This window comes from Brevundimonas sp. TWP1-3, assembly GCF_049896085.1.
Classification (GTDB): domain Bacteria; phylum Pseudomonadota; class Alphaproteobacteria; order Caulobacterales; family Caulobacteraceae; genus Brevundimonas.
This window is the reverse complement of the sequence record NZ_JAFCTP010000002.1, coordinates 539150-559009: the sequence shown is the minus strand read 5'-3', so window position 1 is coordinate 559009 and position 19860 is coordinate 539150. Positions and strand designations below refer to the sequence as shown.

21 protein-coding genes are annotated in these 19860 nt (G+C 65.9%); 12 read left to right on the top strand and 9 right to left on the bottom strand.

The window, feature by feature from the left end:
- Positions 1–89: 89 nt before the first annotated feature.
- Both ACP693_RS14620 and rpmB read right to left on the bottom strand, forming a co-directional pair.
- Positions 90–1808, bottom strand: coding sequence for a M1 family metallopeptidase (locus tag ACP693_RS14620; RefSeq protein WP_426020434.1), 1719 nt, complete (start codon positions 1806–1808; stop codon positions 90–92).
- A 109-nt stretch (positions 1809–1917) separates the two neighbouring features.
- Positions 1918–2217 (bottom strand): 50S ribosomal protein L28, encoded by a 300-nt coding sequence (gene rpmB, locus ACP693_RS14615; protein WP_135195581.1) that lies wholly within the window; start codon positions 2215–2217, stop codon positions 1918–1920.
- A 193-nt stretch (positions 2218–2410) separates the two neighbouring features.
- Between rpmB and ACP693_RS14610 the strand changes: the two genes are divergently transcribed.
- Entirely contained in the window at positions 2411–2920 is a 510-nt protein-coding gene (locus tag ACP693_RS14610; RefSeq protein WP_426020433.1) for a DUF3617 domain-containing protein, read from the top strand.
- A 72-nt stretch (positions 2921–2992) separates the two neighbouring features.
- On the opposite strand, the gene ACP693_RS14605 is transcribed toward ACP693_RS14610, so the two are convergent.
- The 3 genes from ACP693_RS14605 to fdxA form a co-directional block, all read right to left on the bottom strand.
- Positions 2993–3862 (bottom strand): beta-1,6-N-acetylglucosaminyltransferase, encoded by an 870-nt coding sequence (locus ACP693_RS14605; protein ID WP_426020432.1) that lies wholly within the window; start codon positions 3860–3862, stop codon positions 2993–2995.
- Positions 3863–4307: 445 nt separating this feature from the next.
- A complete protein-coding gene (locus ACP693_RS14600; protein ID WP_135194663.1) occupies positions 4308–4838 on the bottom strand; it encodes a CarD family transcriptional regulator in 531 nt (176 codons plus the stop codon).
- 299 nt (positions 4839–5137) lie between these two features.
- Entirely contained in the window at positions 5138–5479 is a 342-nt protein-coding gene (gene fdxA / locus ACP693_RS14595) for a ferredoxin FdxA (protein ID WP_017505910.1), read from the bottom strand.
- 188 nt (positions 5480–5667) lie between these two features.
- Here fdxA and ACP693_RS14590 point away from each other — a divergent pair, with 188 nt between their 5' ends.
- Complete coding sequence (locus ACP693_RS14590) at positions 5668–6294, top strand: YceI family protein (protein ID WP_426020431.1); 627 nt, start codon at positions 5668–5670, stop codon at positions 6292–6294.
- Between the two features lie 15 nt (positions 6295–6309).
- Here ACP693_RS14590 and ACP693_RS14585 read toward each other — a convergent pair whose 3' ends face one another.
- Genes ACP693_RS14585 through ACP693_RS14570 form a run of 4 tightly spaced genes read right to left on the bottom strand, consistent with a single transcriptional unit; the run spans position 6310 to position 11096 of the window.
- Positions 6310–6591, bottom strand: a complete 282-nt coding sequence (locus tag ACP693_RS14585) for an RNA-binding S4 domain-containing protein (protein ID WP_426020430.1) — start codon at positions 6589–6591, stop codon at positions 6310–6312.
- Positions 6588–9077 carry a helicase-related protein gene (locus ACP693_RS14580; RefSeq protein WP_426020429.1) on the bottom strand — a complete coding sequence of 830 codons (2490 nt, stop codon included), beginning with the start codon at positions 9075–9077 and terminating at the stop codon, positions 6588–6590. The genes ACP693_RS14585 and ACP693_RS14580 overlap by 4 nt, the downstream gene beginning before the upstream one ends.
- Before the next feature lie 34 nt (positions 9078–9111).
- A complete protein-coding gene (locus tag ACP693_RS14575) occupies positions 9112–9723 on the bottom strand; it encodes a response regulator transcription factor (protein ID WP_426020428.1) in 612 nt (203 codons plus the stop codon).
- On the bottom strand, positions 9720–11096 hold the full coding sequence (locus ACP693_RS14570; protein ID WP_426020427.1) for a two-component system sensor histidine kinase NtrB: 1377 nt from the start codon (positions 11094–11096) through the stop codon (positions 9720–9722). The genes ACP693_RS14575 and ACP693_RS14570 overlap by 4 nt, the downstream gene beginning before the upstream one ends.
- A gap of 345 nt (positions 11097–11441) precedes the next feature.
- On the opposite strand from ACP693_RS14570, the gene ACP693_RS14565 reads away from it, so the two are divergent.
- From ACP693_RS14565 to ACP693_RS14520, 10 genes are all read left to right on the top strand, one after another.
- Positions 11442–11756, top strand: a complete 315-nt coding sequence (locus tag ACP693_RS14565) for a hypothetical protein (protein WP_426020426.1) — start codon at positions 11442–11444, stop codon at positions 11754–11756.
- Positions 11757–11820: 64 nt separating this feature from the next.
- Positions 11821–13683 (top strand): methyl-accepting chemotaxis protein, encoded by a 1863-nt coding sequence (locus ACP693_RS14560; protein ID WP_426020737.1) that lies wholly within the window; start codon positions 11821–11823, stop codon positions 13681–13683.
- Positions 13683–13958, top strand: coding sequence for an STAS domain-containing protein (locus tag ACP693_RS14555; protein WP_426020425.1), 276 nt, complete (start codon positions 13683–13685; stop codon positions 13956–13958). Before ACP693_RS14560 ends, ACP693_RS14555 begins: the two co-directional genes overlap by 1 nt.
- Entirely contained in the window at positions 13955–14320 is a 366-nt protein-coding gene (locus tag ACP693_RS14550; protein WP_346494404.1) for a response regulator, read from the top strand. Before ACP693_RS14555 ends, ACP693_RS14550 begins: the two co-directional genes overlap by 4 nt.
- Positions 14321–14342: 22 nt before the next feature.
- Entirely contained in the window at positions 14343–16562 is a 2220-nt protein-coding gene (locus ACP693_RS14545; protein ID WP_426020424.1) for a chemotaxis protein CheA, read from the top strand.
- A gap of 3 nt (positions 16563–16565) precedes the next feature.
- Complete coding sequence (locus ACP693_RS14540) at positions 16566–17021, top strand: chemotaxis protein CheW (RefSeq protein ID WP_409716480.1); 456 nt, start codon at positions 16566–16568, stop codon at positions 17019–17021.
- A complete protein-coding gene (locus ACP693_RS14535) occupies positions 17018–17881 on the top strand; it encodes a CheR family methyltransferase (protein ID WP_426020423.1) in 864 nt (287 codons plus the stop codon). Before ACP693_RS14540 ends, ACP693_RS14535 begins: the two co-directional genes overlap by 4 nt.
- Positions 17878–18915 (top strand): protein-glutamate methylesterase/protein-glutamine glutaminase, encoded by a 1038-nt coding sequence (locus tag ACP693_RS14530; protein WP_426020422.1) that lies wholly within the window; start codon positions 17878–17880, stop codon positions 18913–18915. The genes ACP693_RS14535 and ACP693_RS14530 overlap by 4 nt, the downstream gene beginning before the upstream one ends.
- Before the next feature lie 15 nt (positions 18916–18930).
- Positions 18931–19320 carry a response regulator gene (locus ACP693_RS14525; RefSeq protein ID WP_008262387.1) on the top strand — a complete coding sequence of 130 codons (390 nt, stop codon included), beginning with the start codon at positions 18931–18933 and terminating at the stop codon, positions 19318–19320.
- On the top strand, positions 19317–19859 hold the full coding sequence (locus ACP693_RS14520) for a chemotaxis protein CheD (RefSeq protein WP_425982091.1): 543 nt from the start codon (positions 19317–19319) through the stop codon (positions 19857–19859). The genes ACP693_RS14525 and ACP693_RS14520 overlap by 4 nt, the downstream gene beginning before the upstream one ends.
- Position 19860: the final 1 nt, after the last annotated feature.

Sequence of the window (19860 nt, the reverse complement as noted above, 5' to 3'; positions counted from 1 at the left end):
GGGTGAGGGGTTACGCTGTGCGACGCGATCAGCACCGTAACCCCTCATCCGGCCCTTCGGGCCACCTTCTCCCTCTGGGAGAAGGACAGCTATTTCGGCTTCTGCGCCGCCTTGTAGGCCTGCAACTCGTCGATCACGTCCATCTGGCGCAGCACCTTGGTGTGCGGATCGATCAGGACGTGCGCGTCGGCGGGAGCCGCGACCTCGCCGCGCCCGCCGGTCATCGCCACGGTCTGGACGACGCCGTCGATCTCGACCTCCAGCGGCATGGGGAAGACCCCGCCGTCGCCTGTGGTCCACGCCAGCCGCAACATCCCGCCTTCGCGCGTCTGCGTCAGCACGGGGAGGGCCGCGTTGTAAAGATAGCCCCGGAAGAACCAGCCATAGTCCTGGCCCGTCACCTGGTTGACGATCTGAAGGAAATCCTGCGTCGAGCGGTACAGGGGCTTGAAGGCGCCGGGACGCGGATCGTCGGTCCCATAGACCAGACGGGTCAGGGCCTGGTGGAAGGCCGCGTCGCCGATCAGCATCCGCAGCGAATGGCTGATCAGCGAGCCCTTGTTGTAGATGTCGAGCCCGGGCCCGACATCGCCCTTGTAGACTTCATCCTCGGTCTTGGGGGCGCCTGAGACGACGGGGAATGCGTTGATCAGTCCCTCGCGCTGATCGGCCAGTTCGCGCTGCATGTAGCGGTCGCCCAGCAGCCAGCGGGCGTAGAGCGGCTGCATATAGCTGCCCAAGCCTTCGTGCAGCCACATGTCGTCGGCGTTCTGGTTGGTCAGCTGGTTGCCGAACCATTCGTGGGCGAACTCGTGCTGCAGCAGCCAGTCATAGCCCCGCCCGTCGATCTTGTAGCCGTTGCCATAGGCGTTGATGGTCTGGTGCTCCATGCCCAGGTGCGGGGTCTCGACCACGCCCATCTTCTCGTCGCCGAAGGGATAGGGGCCGACCGTCGCCTCGAAGAAATCGAGCATCTTCGGGAACTGGGCGAACAGGGCCTGGACCTGTTCCGGCTTGTCCGATTTCAGATGCCAGTAGGCCATCGGGATCGTATTGCCGAACCGGCTGCGATATTCGCCCGCGACCTCTTCGTAAGGGCCGACGTTCAGGGCGATGGCGTAGGTGTTGGGCGACTTGGCGGTCCAGTTCCAGGTGGTCCAGCCGTCGCCGTGATCGACCTTGCCCAGGAACCGGCCGTTGGAGGGCGCCGACAGCTCGGACGGCACGGTGATGTGCAGATCGACCCGGCCCGGCTCGCCGTGCGGGCTGTCGATGCAGGGCCAGAAGATGTCGCAGCCCTCGCCCTGGACGGCGGTGGCGATCCACGGCTCGCCCGACGGCGCGGCAGACCAGACGAAGCCGCCATCCCACGGCGCGCGGGGCGCCACGCGCGGCTGACCGGAATAGGCGACGCGCAGGGCGACGGACTGTCCGGCGGGCAGGGTCTGGGCCAGCTGCACCGTCAGCCGGCCCTGGGGATTGGACCAGCGGTCGACGGCGACCTCGACCCCGTCGATCTGGACCGACGAGATGGTCAGCAGCGTATCCAGGTCGACGACCAGGGCCTCCAGCGGGGCCTTGGCGGTGAAGTCCAGCACGGCGACCGCGTCGATGGCCTGGTCGGCGGGAATGACCTTGATCGTCAGATCGGCCTTGTCGAACCGCATCGCCTGCTGTTCGGGCGTCAACGGCTGGTCGGTGGCCAGGGTGTAGGGGGTCGATTCGCGCGTCGTCGCGGCGGTCGGGGTGGTGGCGCAGGCGGTCAGGGTCAGAAGGCTCGCGGCGGCGAGCAGAACCTTGATGCGCATCGAACTTCCCTTTGGTCTGGCGAGGAAGGCTTAGCGCGGGCCGGCAAGGGCGCAAAGAAAAAGGCCGGTGTTTCCACCGGCCTCTTCCAGAACTCTATGTCGTCGCCGATCAGGCGGCGGCGGCTTGCTCGGCCAGCTTGGCGCGAACCTGGCGCTTGATGCGCTGGGCGGCGATCGACAGCTGCTCGTCGCGGGCCTTGACGATGAAGACGTCCAGGCCGCCCTTGTAGTCCAGGGTGCGCAGCGCGGCGTTCGAAATCCGCAGGCTGAACGTCTGGCCCAGGCTGTCCGAAGTCAGCTTGACCGTCTTCAGCGACGGCAGGAAGCGGCGCTTGGTCTTGATGTTCGAGTGGCTCACATTGTGGCCGACCATCGGGCCGATACCGGTGAGTTCGCAACGACGCGACATCGTCAGATCCTTAAGATGCGGCGTCCAGCCCGAGCATGGGAGAAGACGCATGAACAGTTGCGCGCAGGAACCTGCCCGCGCGAGAGGGGGCCGTATAAGGGAAGAGGCGGTTCGGCGTCAAGCTGAGTCTGGACGCATGATCCAGACGGTTCGTTCAGCCGTCATTCAAATGCCGCCCTGTATGGGTCATACCATGAAGACCAAAGCTGAACAGAAGGCCGCCATGTCCCGTCCGTCGCTGATCGACCGTCTGCCCAAGCGGGCGCTCGCCGTCCTGGCCCCGGTCGTCGCCGGCGGCTTCATGCTGGCCGCGCCCGCCGTCGCCCTCGCACAGACGGCGGCCCAGTCCGAAGTGCTGCCCGGCTATTGGGAATACACCACCAGCGCCGTGGGCCAGCGCGACACGCTGCAACGCTGTGTCCGCCCCAGCGAGATCAACCGCTTCTTCGGCGGCCTGTCGACCAACAAGTGGCGCTGCACCTATCCGACCCGCGTGGTGGGGAATGGCAACGCCCGCTTCGAGGGCACGTGCCAGGACCGCAAGGGCCGCCGTATCGCCGTGCGGCTGAACGGGACCTATACGGATACAAGCTTCAGCTTTAACGGCGGCGCCCAGATCGTGCGCGGCACCCCCTATATTCCCGCCAGCATCACCGCGCGCCGCATCAGCGCCCAGTGCCCGGCCAATGCCGAGTATTTCTGAGGCCCGTATAGCCGAGCAGCAAAAAAGGCCCCGGATCGCTCCGGGGCCTTTTCGTTGGTCCGATGTCGAAATCTATGCGGCTTCGGCGGTCGGGATCGGTCTGTTGGCGCCGACCGGTGCGATCCAGTCCTCCAGCGCGTCGATGACGGCGTCATCGACCTCGGCGTCGAACTTGCGCGCAAACAATGACGGGCTGGCCTTCAGTTCGGGCAGGTCCGCCAGCGTGTAGGTGCGCGGGCGCAGCTTGATGTCGCCGTCGGGAATCCAGTCGATCATCCGCATGTCGTCGTTGACCATCGGCCCATGGGCGTCGGTGTTCTTCATCACGGTCTGGAAGAAGCCTTCGTCGGCGATGAAGGTGTGGCGATAGAAGGCCTTGAACCGGTCCGCCGCCTTGTCGTTGCAGACGAAGTCGCAGAAGCGGCGGCTGACCATCATCCACTGATTGCCGATATAGGGCGTGGCGCCGCGCAGGAACGGACGGCGCAGGATGGTGCGCAGGATGCCGCCGGGGCGTTCGAACACCATGTTGCGGACCCGGTTCATGGTGTCGGGGCGGATGGTGCGCTGATCGACCGCGCGGATGAACTCCTGCCCTTTGTGCGTCGTCAGGAAGGCCATGATGTCGGCCTGGGACTTCAACGGGAAATCCTGGCCGCTGAGGTTGGTGAAGACCGACCAGTCGTCGCTCATCTCCAGCAGCCGCTTCATGCCGCGCAGCTCGGCATCGATCAGGCTGTAGCCGCCCCACAGGGCGCGCCGGCTCTCGATGACGTCGGCGTTGGCGTAGGGGGCCAGGAACTGGCGGATCTGCTGTTCCAGCTCGGGGCCGGAGTTGCGATCGACGTGAACGACATACTGGTTGGCGGGATCATAGACGGCGTCGAACAGGCGTTTGAACTGTTCGGGATAGCGGTGAACCAGGATCAGATAGCCGATCATGCGTCCGCCCTCCCCTTGATTGAAAGGGGACGACCCGTCGCGGCGGCGCGCGCGACGGATAGCTCGATGAGCCAGATCATAAGATCGAAGGTTTCGCATGGTGGTCAAACCGGATCCGATCAACCGCCTGCGGGCGGTTCGCTCTCGGCGACCATTCTCCTATTTGGGAAGTCTCGGCTCAAAAGCCATGGGCGCGGGCCGGTGCGGCCTCATTTGGCGGTCGTCTGCCTGTTAGGCTGATCTTTCACAGAAAAGGTCGATCACCGTGAAAGAGAGCAAGGGCAAGTCCAAGAAGGTCGCGCCGCCCAAGGCGAACGCGTCCCAGCCCAGTCTGAAGAACCTGGTTCCCGTGCCCGGCAAGTCGGGAAAGTTCGGCAAGTAGGGCCCGAAAAACAAAAAGGCCCCGGATCGCTCCGGGGCCTTTTCGTTTGTCCGAGGTCGAAGATTAAGCGGCTTCGGCGGTCGGGATCGGCTTCTTGGCGCTGAGCGACTTGGCGAGCAGCTCGACGGCGGCGCCCTTGTCGATCTTGTTGGCGGCGGCGACTTCGCGCGCCATGCGGTCCAGGGCCGATTCATAGAGCTGGCGCTCCGAATAGGACTGTTCCGGCTGGGTATCGGCGCGGTGCAGGTCGCGGACCACTTCGGCGATGGAGATCAGGTCGCCCGAGTTGATCTTGGCTTCGTATTCCTGGGCGCGACGCGACCACATGGTGCGCTTGATACGGGCGCGACCCTTCAGGGTGCTCAGGGCCTTGGTCACGACGTCGTCGGCGGCCAGCGAACGCAGGCCGGCCGTCGCGGCCTTCTTGGTCGGAACGCGCAGGGTCATCTTTTCGTGATCGAAGGTCACGACATAGACTTCCAGCGACATGCCCGCGACTTCCTGGGTCTCGACTGCCGCGACTTTCCCGACGCCGTGCGCCGGATAGACGACCGCGTCGCCAACCTTGAACTCCAGACCAGTCTTGCTCGTCATATTCGTCCTTTCCCGGTTCAGGGCCGGGCGACGCGAAGGCGCAGAAAACGCAAACAGAATCTCATCCGCCGGATCGCTCCGTCGGAGGGGATGATGTCAGGCGTCAAATGCGGAAACGGATCACCAAACCTCTGGCCGATCCCGTCTGTGGGCGGGATTCTGTCGCAAACACGGGCGGCGCGAAGATTTCGACCGCCCGATCCAATGAAACAGAACCTATCACAAATCTGCGGAATTTCAAAACGTCCACAGGGCGGACGTGGATTTGCGGCAAGGCTTGAGCGCCGCCGGGCTCTAAGTCAGGAACCCTTGCCCGGCTTGGGGCTGAAGTATTTCTCGTATTTGCCGGTCTCGCGTTCGTACTGTTCGCGATCGGCGGGGGGCGTGCCCTTGACGGTGATGTTGGGCCAGACCTTGGCGTATTCGGCGTTGACCTGAAGCCACTTGCCGTCAGGCTCGTCCTCGGTGTCGGGGACGATGGCGTCGACGGGGCATTCGGGCTCGCACACGCCGCAGTCGATGCATTCGTCGGGCGCGATGACCAGGAAGTTCTCGCCCTCGTAGAAGCAGTCCACCGGACACACTTCGACGCAGTCCATGAACTTACATTTCACGCAGGCGTCGGTGACGATGTAGGTCATTGGGCGAAGATATGGGGGCAAGCTGTGAGCGGGAGGCCTGCGACATGGCGGCCACGCAACCAACTGTCAACAGCAGGGCTTAAGGCGAGAGACGTTCGCAAGCGGGTTCGACGCCGCTTGACAACAGTCAGGCTTAATCGCAACTGTATTGATTGCATATCCACCGTCCCATCGACAGGAACTCCCCCATGCGCACGCCCTTCATGAAATACGCCGTTGCCGGCGCTCTGGCGCTCAGCCTCGCCGCCGGCGGCGCGGTCGTGGCCCAGGCCGCCCTGACCAACAACCCGGCCGAAGTCACCGCCGGCGACTACGACCTGGAATCCAGCCACGGCAAGATCACCTGGTCGGTGAACCACTTCGGCCTGTCGACCTACACGGGCCAGTTCGTGAACGTGAAGGCCGAGCTGAAGCTGGACCCGGCCAATCCGTCGGCCTCGACCCTGACCGCCACCATTCCGCTGACCGACGTCGCTCCGAACGACGACCGGCTGAAGGCGCACCTGCAGACCGCCGACTTCTTCGACACCGCCAACCATCCGACGGCGACCTTCGTCTCGCGCTCGGTGACGGTGGATTCGGATGACGCCAACGAGGCGACCGTGGTCGGCGACCTGACCCTGCGCGGCGTGACCAAGCCCGTCACCATCGAGGTCGAGTTCAACGGCGCCGGCACCGTCATGGGCGCCTACAAGTCCGGCTTTGACGGCGAGGCCACGATCAAGCGCTCGGACTTCGGCATCAACTACGCCCTGCCGGCCGTCTCCGACGAAGTGAAGCTGCACATTGAAGGCGAGTTCGTGCTGAAGCAATAGGGCTATCGCGCCGCCTTATGGCATGATGATCAGAGAATAGAGGGTGCGGGCTTCTTCAGGCGGCCCGCGCCTTTCGCCTATGGCGTCCACCGTCAGGGTGGTGACCCGTCCCGCCTGGACGAAGGTCAGCAAATCGCCGGGGCGGACGCAGCGGCTGGGCTTGTCGAGCCGTGTCTCCCGCCCCTGATGCGTCAGCCGCACCGCGCCCCGCTCAACCAGATCGGCGGCCAGCCCCCGCGTTTTCACGAACCGCGCGCGCCAAAGCCAAAGATCGATGCGACAGGCGTCCTCGCTCAAGTCGTCGCCTTCCGACGCGGACGCCGCCGCTTGGGCCGCGCAGGCGGGGCTTCCGTCAGAACCGCAAGCGCAGCGAACGGCGAATCCTTAACCGGTTTGGGCGCGGCGCCCGGCTTGTCGGGCAGGCGGGCGCGTTCGGTCTTCAGGGCGGCGATGACCTGTTTCGCCTGATCGGCGGCCCAGCCCAGGTCGGTCAGGGCTTCGTCGGACAGCCTGCCGTGGTTCGCGGCCCGCAGATCGGCCATCTTCTCCAGCGTCTCGACCGAGACCAGCCAGCGGCCGGCCTGGCGCAGGCCGTGGGCCGAAAGCAGGCGCGGCGAGGGCGCCTCGATCGGCGTCGGGATCAGGTCCGGCGTCGCCGGGATCAGCGGCGCATCCAAGAACCCTTGGGCGAAATGCCGGGCGCGCGGCTTCTGCAGGCCGGGCAGCCACACGGAATGGACGCCGACGCGAATGGCGAAGCTTTTCAGGGTGCGGCGCTCGACCTGGCTGAGCGCCGCCAGATCGCGCTCCACGTCGCGACGGTCGATCAGTCCGCCAGCTTCAATCAGGCGGAAGGCGATCCCGCGCGGCAGACCCTTGAGCGCGCCCGACTCCACCGCCTGACGCAGCCGGCGCAGATCGCGAAGCGCGCGGCCCGCCTCGAACGCCAGCCAGGCCTCGATCCGGCGCTTGGCGCGCTCGCGGGCGGGCGTCGGGCCCAGTTCGCCCAGCAGGCGGACGACGGGCGAGAACGGATCGGCCCCTTGCGGCGTCGCCACGATCTGGGCCGTCAGCACGCCGCGCCACAGGACGGCCCCGTCTGGGGTGACGGAAAAGGCCTCGTCGGTCTCGGCGGCCAGACGGCCCAGGCGGCGATTGATCTCGGGCGTCACGGCGCGCACGGCCGCCTGGCGCAGGGTGCGGTCCTCCAGGGCCGAGGCGCCCTTCTCCATGTGGAAGCGGACGCCCTCCAGCTGGCCGACCACCTGGCCCTCGACCGTCACCTCGCCGTCGTCGGCGACGCCCGCGAAAGTATCTTCGCGAACGTTCAGAGCGCGCATCAGGGCGGTGGTCCGGCGATCCACGAACCGGGCGGTCAGCCGCTCGTGCAGCACGTCCGACAGCCGGTCCTCCAGCGCTCGGGTCTTGTCGCGCCACCCTTGCGCGTTGTGAACCCAGTCGGGCCGGTTGGCGATGTAGGACAGTGTGCGGACGGCCGAGAGCCGCGCCGACAGCTGGTCGATCTGGCCGTCGTCGCGATCCACGAAGGCGAAGCGCGGCGCCATCCAGTCGTCGGTCAGCCGTCCGCGCTTGCCGGTCAGGGCATGGAAGACGTCCTTGGCCAGGCGGGCATGCTCGTCCAGCGTCGTCTTCTGGAAGTCGGGCAACTGGCACGCTTCCCACAGCCGCATGATGGCTCCGCGCGACCGGCCGATGCGGGCCACCTCCTCGTCCTTGATCAGGCGACGCAGCAGGGTTTCGTCGAGCGCTTCGCCGGTCAGGCTGAGGCCTGACGTCCGAGGCGTGACGGTCAGGGACCGCAGCAGGTCGGACAGGGTGTCGAAGTCGAGCTTGGCGTTGCGCCATTCGGCGGCCTCGACCGGATCGAACCGATGCTCGACCACCTGTTCGACCAGATCGACGTCCAGATCCTCGGCCTCGGCCGTGACCCCGAATGTGCCGTCGCGCAGGTGACGTCCGGCGCGCCCGGCGATCTGGCCGATCTCGTGGGCGTGCAGCCAGCGGGTGCGTCTGCCGTCGAACTTTCGCAAGCCGGCGAAGGCGACATGGTCTACGTCCATGTTCAGCCCCATGCCGATGGCGTCGGTGGCGACCAGGAAATCGACTTCGCCCGATTGGTACAGGGCGACCTGGGCGTTGCGGGTTCGGGGGCTGAGCGATCCCATGACAACGGCGGCCCCGCCCCTCTGACGCCGGATCAGTTCGGCGATGGCGTAGACCCGCTCGGTCGAGAAGGCGACGATGGCGCTGCGACGGGGCAGGCGGGTCAGTTTCTTGGACCCGGCGTAGGACAGGGTGGACAGCCGGTCCCGCGTCACGATCTCGACGTCCGGGACCAGGCGGCGGATCAGGGGCTCCATGGTTCCGGCGCCCAGGAACATGGTTTCAAACCGGCCGCGCGCATGCAGCAGCCTCTGGGTGAAGACGTGACCACGCTCGGGGTCCGCGACCAGCTGGATCTCGTCGATGGCCAGGAACTCGACCGACCGCTCCAGCGGCATGGCCTCGACCGTGCAGACGAAATAGTGCGGGCGCGGCGGGACGATCTTTTCCTCGCCCGTGATCAGGGCGACGGCGGCGGCGCCACGCTGCCTGACGATCCGCTCATAGATTTCACGAGCCAACAGGCGCAGCGGTAGGCCGATCATGCCCGAGGCGTGACCCAGCATCCGCTCGACCGCCAGGTGGGTCTTGCCGGTGTTGGTGGGCCCCAGGACCGCGGTGACGCGGGACGGGGCGAGGCCTGCGGACCGGTCGCTCATTGCCGCCCTAAGGTGGAGACGATTCTCTCCCGGCTCAAGCGTCGCCGGCGCGCATTCCCATACGAACCAGGGTGGACAGGTTCGGCGCCTGCATCTTGGTCATCACTTTGGCGCGGAAAATCTCCACCGTGCGCGGGCTGATCTCCAGCCGCAGCGCGATTTCCTTGTTCGAACAGCCGTCGATCAGGGCGTCGAACACCTGGCGCTCGCGGGTGGTCAGGGTGGCCAGATGGCTTCGGGCCTCGTCTCGCGCCGATCGGTCCGCTTCCAGGCTGCTCAGCGAGGCGATACAGCGGCTGACGCAGGTCAGGATCTGTTCGGGATCGAAGGGTTTTTCAATGAAATCGACCACCCCGGCCTTCATCAGCTGAACCGCCAGCGATACGTCGGCATGGCCGGTGATGACGATCACGGGCCAGGTGTCGCCCCTCAGCACCTTCAGCTTGCGAACCAGTTCCGGCCCTTCGACGCCGGGCATGCGCACGTCGCTGACGATGCAGGCGCTCTTGTCTGTGGGCAGGTTCTCCAGAAACTCGTCTGCGCTAACGAAGGCGCGCGCCCGAAAGCCTGCCCCCCGCAACATGAGGACAAGCGAGTCCCGCATGGCTGGGTCGTCATCGACGATGAAGACGGAATGCGGGTTCATGCGGCGTCGAGCTCCGATTTGTGAGGCAGACGAAAGGTGAAGGCGGCGCCGCCAAGTCTGCTACGGCCGACGGTCAGTGCGCCCCCGTGGCTTTCGACTATGGAGCGCGTGACGGACAGCCCCAGGCCCATGCCGCCGGCCTTGGTGCTGATCATGGGCTGGAAGATGCTCTCGCGCTGATCGGTGGGAATGCCGCGTCCGTTGTCCTCGACGGCGATCTCGTAGCCTTCGGGGCCGACCGAACGGCCGACGATGGACACGCGGCCTGCTTCGCTTCCGACGACGGCGTCGACAGCGTTGCGGACCAGGTTGGCCAGGGCCTGCTGCAGCTGAATTCGATCCGCCATCACATGGTCGTCCTCGGTATCGGCGTCTATGTCGATGACGACATCGGTGTCTCGCCCGATCAGGGTGAAGACGGGAACCAGATCCTGTATCATCTGTGACGCACGCTCCTCGGTGAAGGTGCGTGATCCAGTCGAGAGGAGTTCGCGCATGCGTCGGATGATGTCGCCCGCGCGCAGCAACTGGGTCCTGGCCAAATCCAGTGCGCGACTGGCTTCTTTGGCGGCCGGCCCCACCTTGGCCAGACCGGCCTGGCCGGCATGCAGATAGACGGCGGCGGCCGTCAGGGGCTGGTTCATCTCGTGCGCCAGGGTCGCGGCCATCTCGCCCATGGAGTTCAGACGCCAGACGCTGTCGAGCCTTTCGGTCAGGTCGCGCTCGCGTTTACGGATCGCTTCGGCCTGACTCTGATCTGCGAGCGCCAGGAGGATATGTTCCGGCCCGATGTCGTCCGGCAACACATTGGCGTGGATGGTCAGCGGCACAGGACAGGCGTCAGCCCGGCTGACCATCCAGGAACCCGGAGACGGCGCCAGAACCTCGCCGCCCTGCCGCGCCGACATCAGGGCCGCGTCATCGAAACCGGGCACCAGCGTTTGAAATGAAAGCGCCATGGCCTCCTCGCGCCTCACGCCCAGAAGCGCCGCCGCCGCCGGCGTCACGCGCTGTGTGCGGCCTTCGCGATCCAGCGTCACGACCGGGACGGACGTCAGGATTGTGTCGAGCAGCATCTCCCGCATGGCCAGATCGCGCGACAGCGCCCGAGCGGTTCTCAACGCGCCGCCCAGGCGCCGGCAGACCTCGGCGATGGTCCAGGAAACGGCGGCGAAGAGGGCCGCGTTGATCGCCGAGTCCAGCGCATCTTCCCGCTGCACCATCAGTTCGTTGGCCGTGATGGACAGACCGATCGCCACCAGCACGGAGAGCCGCCGCGCCAACAAGGCCGTGACCATCACGGCGACGATCATCGGCAGATAATAGAAATGACCGAAGGGTTCGAGCGCCAGGCGGACGGAGATAGCAACCAATACTGATACAAAGACGACAGAAAGGCCACCCCACCAAGTCTTTGTGCGCCGCAGCATGTAGACTGGGTGGTCAGATCTTTTCAAAACGGCGCAATCTAATTGCGCCATGAAGCATATTGCCCGCGCAAAACCACCCGAACGCTTCCCTGTCGTTTTTCTGCCTTATTTCGTATAGGCGATTTTTCTATGCGTGAAAATACGTAATCACTGCGACGGATTGGCAGTCGGGCCACGAGAAGCAAGCTCTGCCGTTCCTACGCATTCCTACCTACGGCGTGGTTCAGAAATAATATTAATCATCGCCTCATCCTTGGGCTCCACAATGGAGAAGCTTCAAGGACAGCCATGCTTCGTTCGCTTGCCACTCTCTTGCCTCTGACCGTCGCGGCTACCAGCCTCGCGGCTCCGGTGACGGCCCAGGCCCAATGGCTGGGCGGGGACGTCGGCGTCGTTGGTCCTTCGGTCACCGACGTTGTCGGACCGGAGGCTTGCGGCATGGAAATCACGAGCATTAACGGCCGGCGTCCCCAAACGGCGATGCTCGCCGTCGATGTGTGCGGGTACGACGCCGATGAAGACTGCGAGGGCGTTTTTCGCCACCACCAACTATTCGTTCTGAATAACCGATCCATCGGGGGATATAGAGTTGACGTTGATTGATAATCTGCCAGTCGGCCGCAAGCTGTTCGCGGCTTTTGGCTTGGTGCTTGCGGCGATCGCCGTAATGGGCGCCGTCGTGGTGTTCAGCCTGCTCAGGCTGGAAGCGGCAGGCGATGTCCGCACGATGGAGAACCAAGTAAACAGAACGACGGCGTCGGCAGAATTCTACATGGCCCGTCAGGAAAACGCCTTCCGCGGCTACCTGCTGTCGCAAGATCCCTATTATATCGAGCGTCTCGATACTCACCGCGCCAAGTTCCTTGCCGCGATGCAAGAGTTGCGCAGCGAACTGCCGACCGAGCGCGCGGCCCTGGTCGACAAGGTCGTCGATGGCAATGCCGCCTGGTACAAGAACGTCGTCGAAGCCGGAACGGACATGGTTCGAGAGGGCCGAGGCGCGCAGGCCGTGCAGATGGTCGGTCGCAACGGAACGGCCGACAACTACGTGGCCCCGGTCGAGGAAACGATCGACGCGATCAAGGCCGCAAACGATGTCGCTCGCCAGGCGTCTACCGAAGCGCAGGCGGCAGCCAGCAGCACCGCACTGATCGCCACCATAGTTGGCCTGATCTCGGCGCTGGTGATCGCACTGATTGCAGGCTTCACCGCGACCCGCGCCATCGTGCGGCCGATCTTCACGATGATCGGCTATATGCAGAAGCTGATGGCGGGCGACACCGCCATTCAGATCGTCGGCGCCGACCGCAAGGACGAGTTCGGCAAGATGGGCCAGGCCATCGTCGCCTTCCGTGACGCCGCCCTCGACAAGGTCCGCGTCGAGCAGGAATCCGCGTCGCATCGTTCGATGAGCGAACAGGAACGCGCCGCCAACGAAGCCGAAAAAGCCCGCGTCGCCGCCGAGGACAAGGTCGCTCTGGACGCCTTGGCCGACGGCCTCTCGGCCATGGCCAACGGCGACCTGACCCATCGGTTCACGGTCGAGGTCGCGCCGCGTTCGGAATCGTTGAAAGCCGACTTCAACGCCGCCATCGCCCAACTCCAGCAGGCGATCTCGGTCGTGGTCGGCAATGTGTCCGGGATCCGTTCCGGCGCCAGCGAAATCAGCCAGGCCGCGGACGATCTGTCGCGCCGCACCGAGCAGCAGGCCGCCTCGCTTGAGGAAACCGCCGCCGCCCTGGATGAGATCACAGCCACGGTGAACAAGACCGCCTCGGGCGCGCGTCAGGCCTCCGACGTGGTTCAGGCTGCGCGCGGCGACGCCGAAAAGAGCGGTATGGTCGTTCGAGACGCCGTCTCCGCCATGCAGGCCATCGAGGGCTCGTCCAACCAGATCAACCAGATCATCGGCGTGATCGACGAGATCGCCTTCCAGACCAACCTGCTCGCCCTGAACGCGGGCGTCGAAGCCGCCCGTGCCGGCGATGCGGGTCGTGGCTTCGCGGTCGTGGCCTCTGAAGTCCGCGCCCTGGCGCAACGTTCGGCCGAGGCGGCGAAAGAGATCAAGACCCTGATCTCGGCCTCGACCGGTCAGGTCGGCGCCGGCGTCAAACTGGTCGGTGAGACCGGCGAAGCGCTGCAACGGATCGTGGATCGTGTCGCCGAGATCGACAGCCTGGTCACCGAAATCGCCGCCTCGGCCCAGGAGCAGGCCGTCGGCCTGGCCCAGGTCAACACGGCCGTGAACCAGATGGACCAGGTCACTCAGCAAAATGCTGCGATGGTCGAGCAATCGACGGCCGCCAGCCACTCGCTGGCCCAGGAAGCCGAAAGCCTGCAGGCCTCGGTGTCCCAGTTCCGCGTCGGGTCGCACCAGCAGGCTTCTCACGCGCCCGCTCCGGTTCGCAAGCCTGCCCCTGCCGCCAAGCCCGCCAACCGTATGGTCGCCGCGCTGAAGACCATCGGTCGTGGCGGCGCGGCCCTGAAACCGCAAGCCGCCGCCGTCGAAGACGGCTGGGAGGAGTTCTGATGAGCGAGACCCTGATCCTGGCCGAGGTGCTGGACCTGAATGCAGCCGAGCCTTTGAAGGCTGAACTGCTGGCTCTGCGAGGTCACGCCCTGACGCTGGACGCCTCGGCCGTCGAGCGGCTGGGCGGGCTGTGCCTGCAAATCCTCATGTCGGCCCGCAAGACCTGGGCCGAAGACGGCGTCAACCTAAGCTTAGGGTCTGTGTCCCAATATTGGACAGAACAGTGGGCGGCTCTAGGCGCGCCTGACTTCAACACCGAGGGGGCGTTGGCATGACCAAGACCGTTCTGACGATCGACGATTCACGCACCATGCGCGACATGCTGCTGATGGCGCTGGAAGACGCGGGCTACACCGTGATCCAGGCCGTCGATGGCGTTGACGGCCTGGAGACGCTGGCCGCCAGGGGCGCCGACGTCATCATCACCGACATCAACATGCCCCGCATGGACGGTTTCGGCGTGATCGAGGGCGTGCGCGCCGATCCGAACCACCGGACCACGCCGGTGCTGGTGCTGACGACCGAGAGCGACGCCGAGAAGAAGGCCCGCGCCCGCGCCGCCGGCGCCACCGGCTGGATCGTCAAACCCTTCGACCCCGCAAAACTGGTGGACGCCGTTCGCCGCGTCGCCGCCTGATCAGCCGCCGGACCCGCACCTAATGGACGCCTTCGAAGCCATCAAAGTCACCTTCTTCCAGGAATGCGACGAACTGCTCGCGGACCTGGAGGCGAAGCTGATGCTGCTGGAGCAGGGTCAGACCGACCTCGAAACGATCAACGCCGTCTTCCGCGCCGTGCATTCGGTCAAGGGCGGGGCGGGGGCGTTCGGGCTGGAGGCGTTGGTCCGGTTCGCCCACGTCTTCGAGACCCTGATGGACGAGCTGCGCTCGGGGCGTAAGCCGTGCGACACGATCACCATCAAGACTTTGTTGCGCGCCTCCGACGTGCTGGCCGATCATATCCAGGCGGCCCAGGGTCTGATCCCGCAGGTGGACGAGGGCCGTTCCGCCGCCCTGGTCGCCGAGCTTGAAATGCTGACCCACGGCGGCGAGGCGCCGCCCCCTGTCGAGGACGAAGACGACGATTTCGGTTTCATGCCGATGGCCTTCGACATGCCGCTGGACGACCCCGCCGCCGCACCCGAGCCCGAGCCTGAACCTGAAGCCGTCGGCTGGCGCATCGTGTTCAAGCCGATGGGGCGGATGTACGCCAACGCCAACGAGACCGGCCTGCTGCTGCGCGAACTGGGCCGCCTCGGCCCGACCACGGTCGTCATGGACGATAGTGAAACGCCTACGCTGGACGCCCTGTCTGTTGAGGACGGTTGCCTGACCTGGACGGTCGATCTGGACGCCGCCGTCGAGGAAGCCGTCGTGCGCGAGGTCTTCGACTTCGTCGAGAGCGACTGCGAACTGACCATCACGCCACTTGGCGCCACTCTGGGAGGCGCATCGAACATGAGCGCAACGTTCGAAGACGAACCGGCGGCGATCCTGCCGGCCGGCGACGATCTGGACATCGCCGCCCTGCTGGCCAAGGCCGGCGGCACGGTCGCGGAGGCGCCGGCAGAGGCGATCCCGTTCGCGGCCTTCGAGCCTGAACCCGCGCCCGTCGTCGCGGCCCCGGTCGCTGCGCCCGTTTCTGCGCCGGCTCCCGCCGCCGCACCGATGGCGGCGGCGCCGGTGACGATCCGCGTCGATCTGGATCGGGTGGACCGCCTGATCAACGTGGTCGGCGAGCTGGTCATCCAGCAGGCCATGCTGTCGCAACGCGTCCTGGAAAGCGGCCTGGCCCGCTCGTCCGGCATCGCCCTCGGCCTTGAAGATCTTGAGCTGCTGACGCGCGAGATCCAGGACAGCGTCATGGCCATCCGCGCCCAGCCGGTGAAGTCGGTGTTCCAGCGCATGCCGCGACTGGTCCGCGAAGTCGCCGACATGGTCTCCAAACAGGTGCGCCTGGTCACCGTCGGCGAGGACACCGAGGTCGACAAGACCGTGGTCGAACGCCTGGCCGAGCCGATCACCCACATGTTGCGCAACGCCATCGACCACGGGCTGGAAACGCCCGACGAGCGTATCGCCGCCGGCAAGTCGGCCGAGGGCACGGTGCGTCTGGCCGCCCTTCACCGTTCGGGGCGGATCGTGATCGAGATTTCCGACGACGGACGCGGCATCAACCGCGAACGCGTCAAGAAAATCGCCATCGACAAGGGGCTGATCGCCGCCGACGCCCCCCTGACCGACGAGCAGATCGACAATCTGATCTTCGCCCCGGGCTTCTCCACCGCCGCCGTCGTGTCCGACATCTCGGGCCGGGGCGTGGGGATGGACGTGGTCAAACGCTCGATCCAGGCCCTGGGCGGCCGGATCTCCATCAGCTCGGTTCCGGGCAAGGGATCGACCTTCACCCTTAGCCTGCCGCTGACGCTGGCGGTGCTGGACGGCATGGTCGTCGCCGCCGCCGAACAGACGCTGATCGCGCCCCTGCCGACCATCGTGGAAAGCCTGACGCCCCAGGCCGCCGACCTGCATTTCGTCGGTGGCGTGGACCCCGTCATCCGTTTCCGCGACCGCTTCCTGCCGCTGATCGACGTGGCCCTGATCATGGGTTTCCGCGAGCAGCCGATGAGCCCGACCGACGGCGTCGCCGTGGTCGTCGAGACCGAGAGCGGCCAGCAGGCGGCCCTTCTGTTCGACGCCATCCAGGGCCAGCGCCAGGTCGTCATCAAGAGCCTTGAGACCAACTACCAGCAGGTCGAGGGCGTCGCCGCCGCCACCATCCTTGGCGACGGCCGCGTGGCCCTGATCCTCGACGTCGACGTCATCGTCACCGACATGCGCCGCAAATCCATCCGTCCCGATTTCAAGCTCGCGAGCTGAACCATGACCGAAGCCAAAGATCCCCAGCGCGAACTCATCGCCTTCCGCATCGGAAGTCAGGAATTCTGCGTCGACATCATGTCGGTGCGTGAAATCCGCGGCTGGACGCCGGCGACGCCCCTGCCGCGTTCGCCAGGCTATATGAAGGGCGTCATCAACCTGCGCGGCACCGTCCTGCCGATCATCGATCTGGGCGCGCGCTTCGGCCTGACGACCTCGGAACCGACGGCGCGCCACGTCATCATGGTCGCCCATATCGGCGGCCGGATGGTCGGCTTGCTGGTCGACGCCGTGTCCGACATCCTGCAGATGAGCGAGGCCTCGGTCCAGCCGACGCCCGACGTCGCCAGCGATCAGGTCAAGACCTTCGTCAAGGGCATCTTCTCGATCGACGGCCGCATGATCAGCCTGATCGAACTGGATTACATCCTGCCTCAAGTCGAAGCCGAAGCCGCATGAACGCCGCCGCCGGTCGGGGATCCATTGTCGAGGGCGAGTTCGTCTTCACCGCCGATGATTTCCGCCACATCGCCGAAATGCTGCATGCCCACGCCGGCATCGCCCTGAACGAGGGCAAGGCCGCGTTGGTCTATTCGCGGCTGGCCAAGCGTCTGCGTACCCTGGGCCTGACCAGCTTCCGCGACTACTGCGCCTTGGTCGAGGGCGTGGACGGCGTGGACGAACGCCAGAGGATGACGGCGGCCCTGACGACCAACGTCACCCGCTTCTATCGCGAGCCGCACCATTTCGACGATCTGCGCGACCGGGTCATGCCCGAGCTGGCCGCCCGTGCGCGCGCCGGCGGCCGGGTGCGCCTGTGGTCGGCCGCCTGTTCGAACGGACAGGAGCCCTATTCGATGGCGCTGACGATCCTTCAGGCCCTGCCAGAGGCGGCGGACCTGGACGTGCGGATCCTCGCCACCGACATCGACCCCAATATGGTCGCCCAAGGCCATGACGGCACCTATTCCGAAGAGGCGCTGGAGCCGGCGCCCGTCACCCTGTGGCGCAAATATTTCGACCGGGCCGACCGCGGCCAATGGACGGCGGGCCAGCAGCTGAAGCGTCTGGTCAGCTTCAAGGAGCTGAACCTGATCGGCGACTGGCCGATGAAGGGCAAGTTCGACGTCATCTTCTGCCGCAACGTCGTCATCTATTTCGACGACGCGACCCAGGAGCGGGTGTGGAAGCGGTTCACGCCTCTGATGAACCCCGGTGCGACCCTGTATATCGGCCATTCGGAACGCGTCTCCGGCCCCGCGACCAGCCAGCTTCAGACCGCCGGCTTGACTACCTATCGTCTGGGTGGACCGGCATGAGCATCATTCGTGTCCTGGTCGTCGACGACAGCCTGACCATGCGGGGCCTGATCTCGGCCGCGCTGAAGTCGGACCCCGAGATCGACGTCGTCGGCACCGCCGCCGATCCCATCGAGGCGCGCGCCGCGATCAAGGAACTTAACCCCGACGTCATCACCCTGGACGTCGAAATGCCCAATATGAACGGGCTGGAGTTCCTGGAAAAGATCATGCGGCTGCGGCCCATGCCGGTCGTCATGGTCTCGACCCTGACGGCGGCTGGGACCGACGTGACCCTGGCTGCGCTGGAAATCGGCGCCGTGGACGCCGTGGCCAAGCCGGCGGTGGCCAGTGTGGACGCCTTCCATGATCTGATCGGCAAGGTGAAGACCGCGGCCCGCTCGCGCGTCCGCGCCCGTGGCGACACCCCCGCCGCCGCCGTGGCGCCCAGCACGTATCGCCCCGATCCCAATCACATCCTGGCCATCGGTTCATCGACTGGCGGCGTCGAGGCCCTGCTGACGGTGCTCAGCGGCTTCCCCGCCAATTGTCCCGCCACGATCATCACCCAGCACATGCCGGCGACTTTCACCGCCAGCTTCGCCGCCCGTCTGGACCGCGTCTGCGCCCCGACCGTGACGGAGGCGGTGGACGGCGCGCCGCTGAAAACCGGCCACATCTATCTCGCGCCCGGCGGCGCGACCCATCTGGAAGTGTCTTCCGGAATGTCGCCTCGCTGCCGACTGGTCGCCAGCGATCCGGTCAACGGCCACCGCCCCTCGGTCGATGTGATGTTCGAGTCCGTCGTGCGCCTGAAGCGCCCGATGACGGGCGTCATCCTGACCGGCATGGGCAAGGACGGCGCCAAGGGTCTGCTGGCCATGCGCGAAGCCGGCGGCCGCACTCTGGGCCAAGACGAGGCCACCTGCGTCGTCTACGGCATGCCGAAAGCCGCCTTCGAACTGGGCGCCGTGGAGCGGCAGTTGCCGCTGCACCGCCTGTCCCCCGCCATCCTCGAACTGTGCGCCGATCAGGCCGCGCGGTCAGTCGCCTAACCGGGAGCGTAACTCATGCCCGCCGCCGCCTCACTTCACTGCCTGGTCGTCGACGATCAGATGACCATGCGCTCGCTGGTCCGCACCAGTCTGCAACAGCTCGGGGTTCGCGAGATCCGCGAGGCCGCCGACGGCGAGATCGCCCTGCGCGACATCATCTCCAAGCCCGCGCACCTGATCATCTCGGACTACAATATGCCGAACCTGGACGGGCTGGGCCTGCTGCGCGCCGTGCGCGCCCACCCGCCCACGTCCAAGACCGCCTTCATCATGCTGACCGGCCGGGCCGACCGCGAGCTGGTCCAGCGCGCCGTGCAGTTCGGCGTCAACAACTATCTGGTCAAGCCGTTCACGGTCGCTCAGCTCAAAGGCAAGCTGGAAGCCGTCTTCGGTCCTCTGACATGAGCTTCGCCGCCCTGAGAGAAAGCGTGGAAAAGCGCATACACGTCGGTCAGGGCGAGCACCACATCACGTCCGATCCCAACGTCGTGCTCAGCACCATCCTGGGCTCGTGCGTCGCCATGTGCCTGCGCGATCCGCTGGCCGGTGTCGGCGGCATGAACCACTTCCTGCTGCCGGAAGGGGCGGGGGCGGGGACCGACGCGGGCCGTCGCTACGGCGCCTATGCGATGGAGTTGCTGATCAACGACATGCTCAAGGCCGGCGGTCGTCGCGAGCGGATGGAGGCCAAGCTGTTCGGCGGCGGCCGCATGTTCGACAGCTTGCGCGACGTGGGCCGCGCCAACGCCGACTTCGCCGAGAAGTTTCTGCGCGATGAAGGCATTCCGGTCGTGGGCGGCAGCCTGCGCGGCGACGGCGGTCGCCGCCTGCACTACTGGCCCGTCTCCGGCCGCGCCATGCAACGCGCCGTGACCGACGTCGTCGCGCCCAAGCCCGTTCCCGTCATGGCTCCGGTCGATACCGGCGCGCTGGAACTGTTCTGAG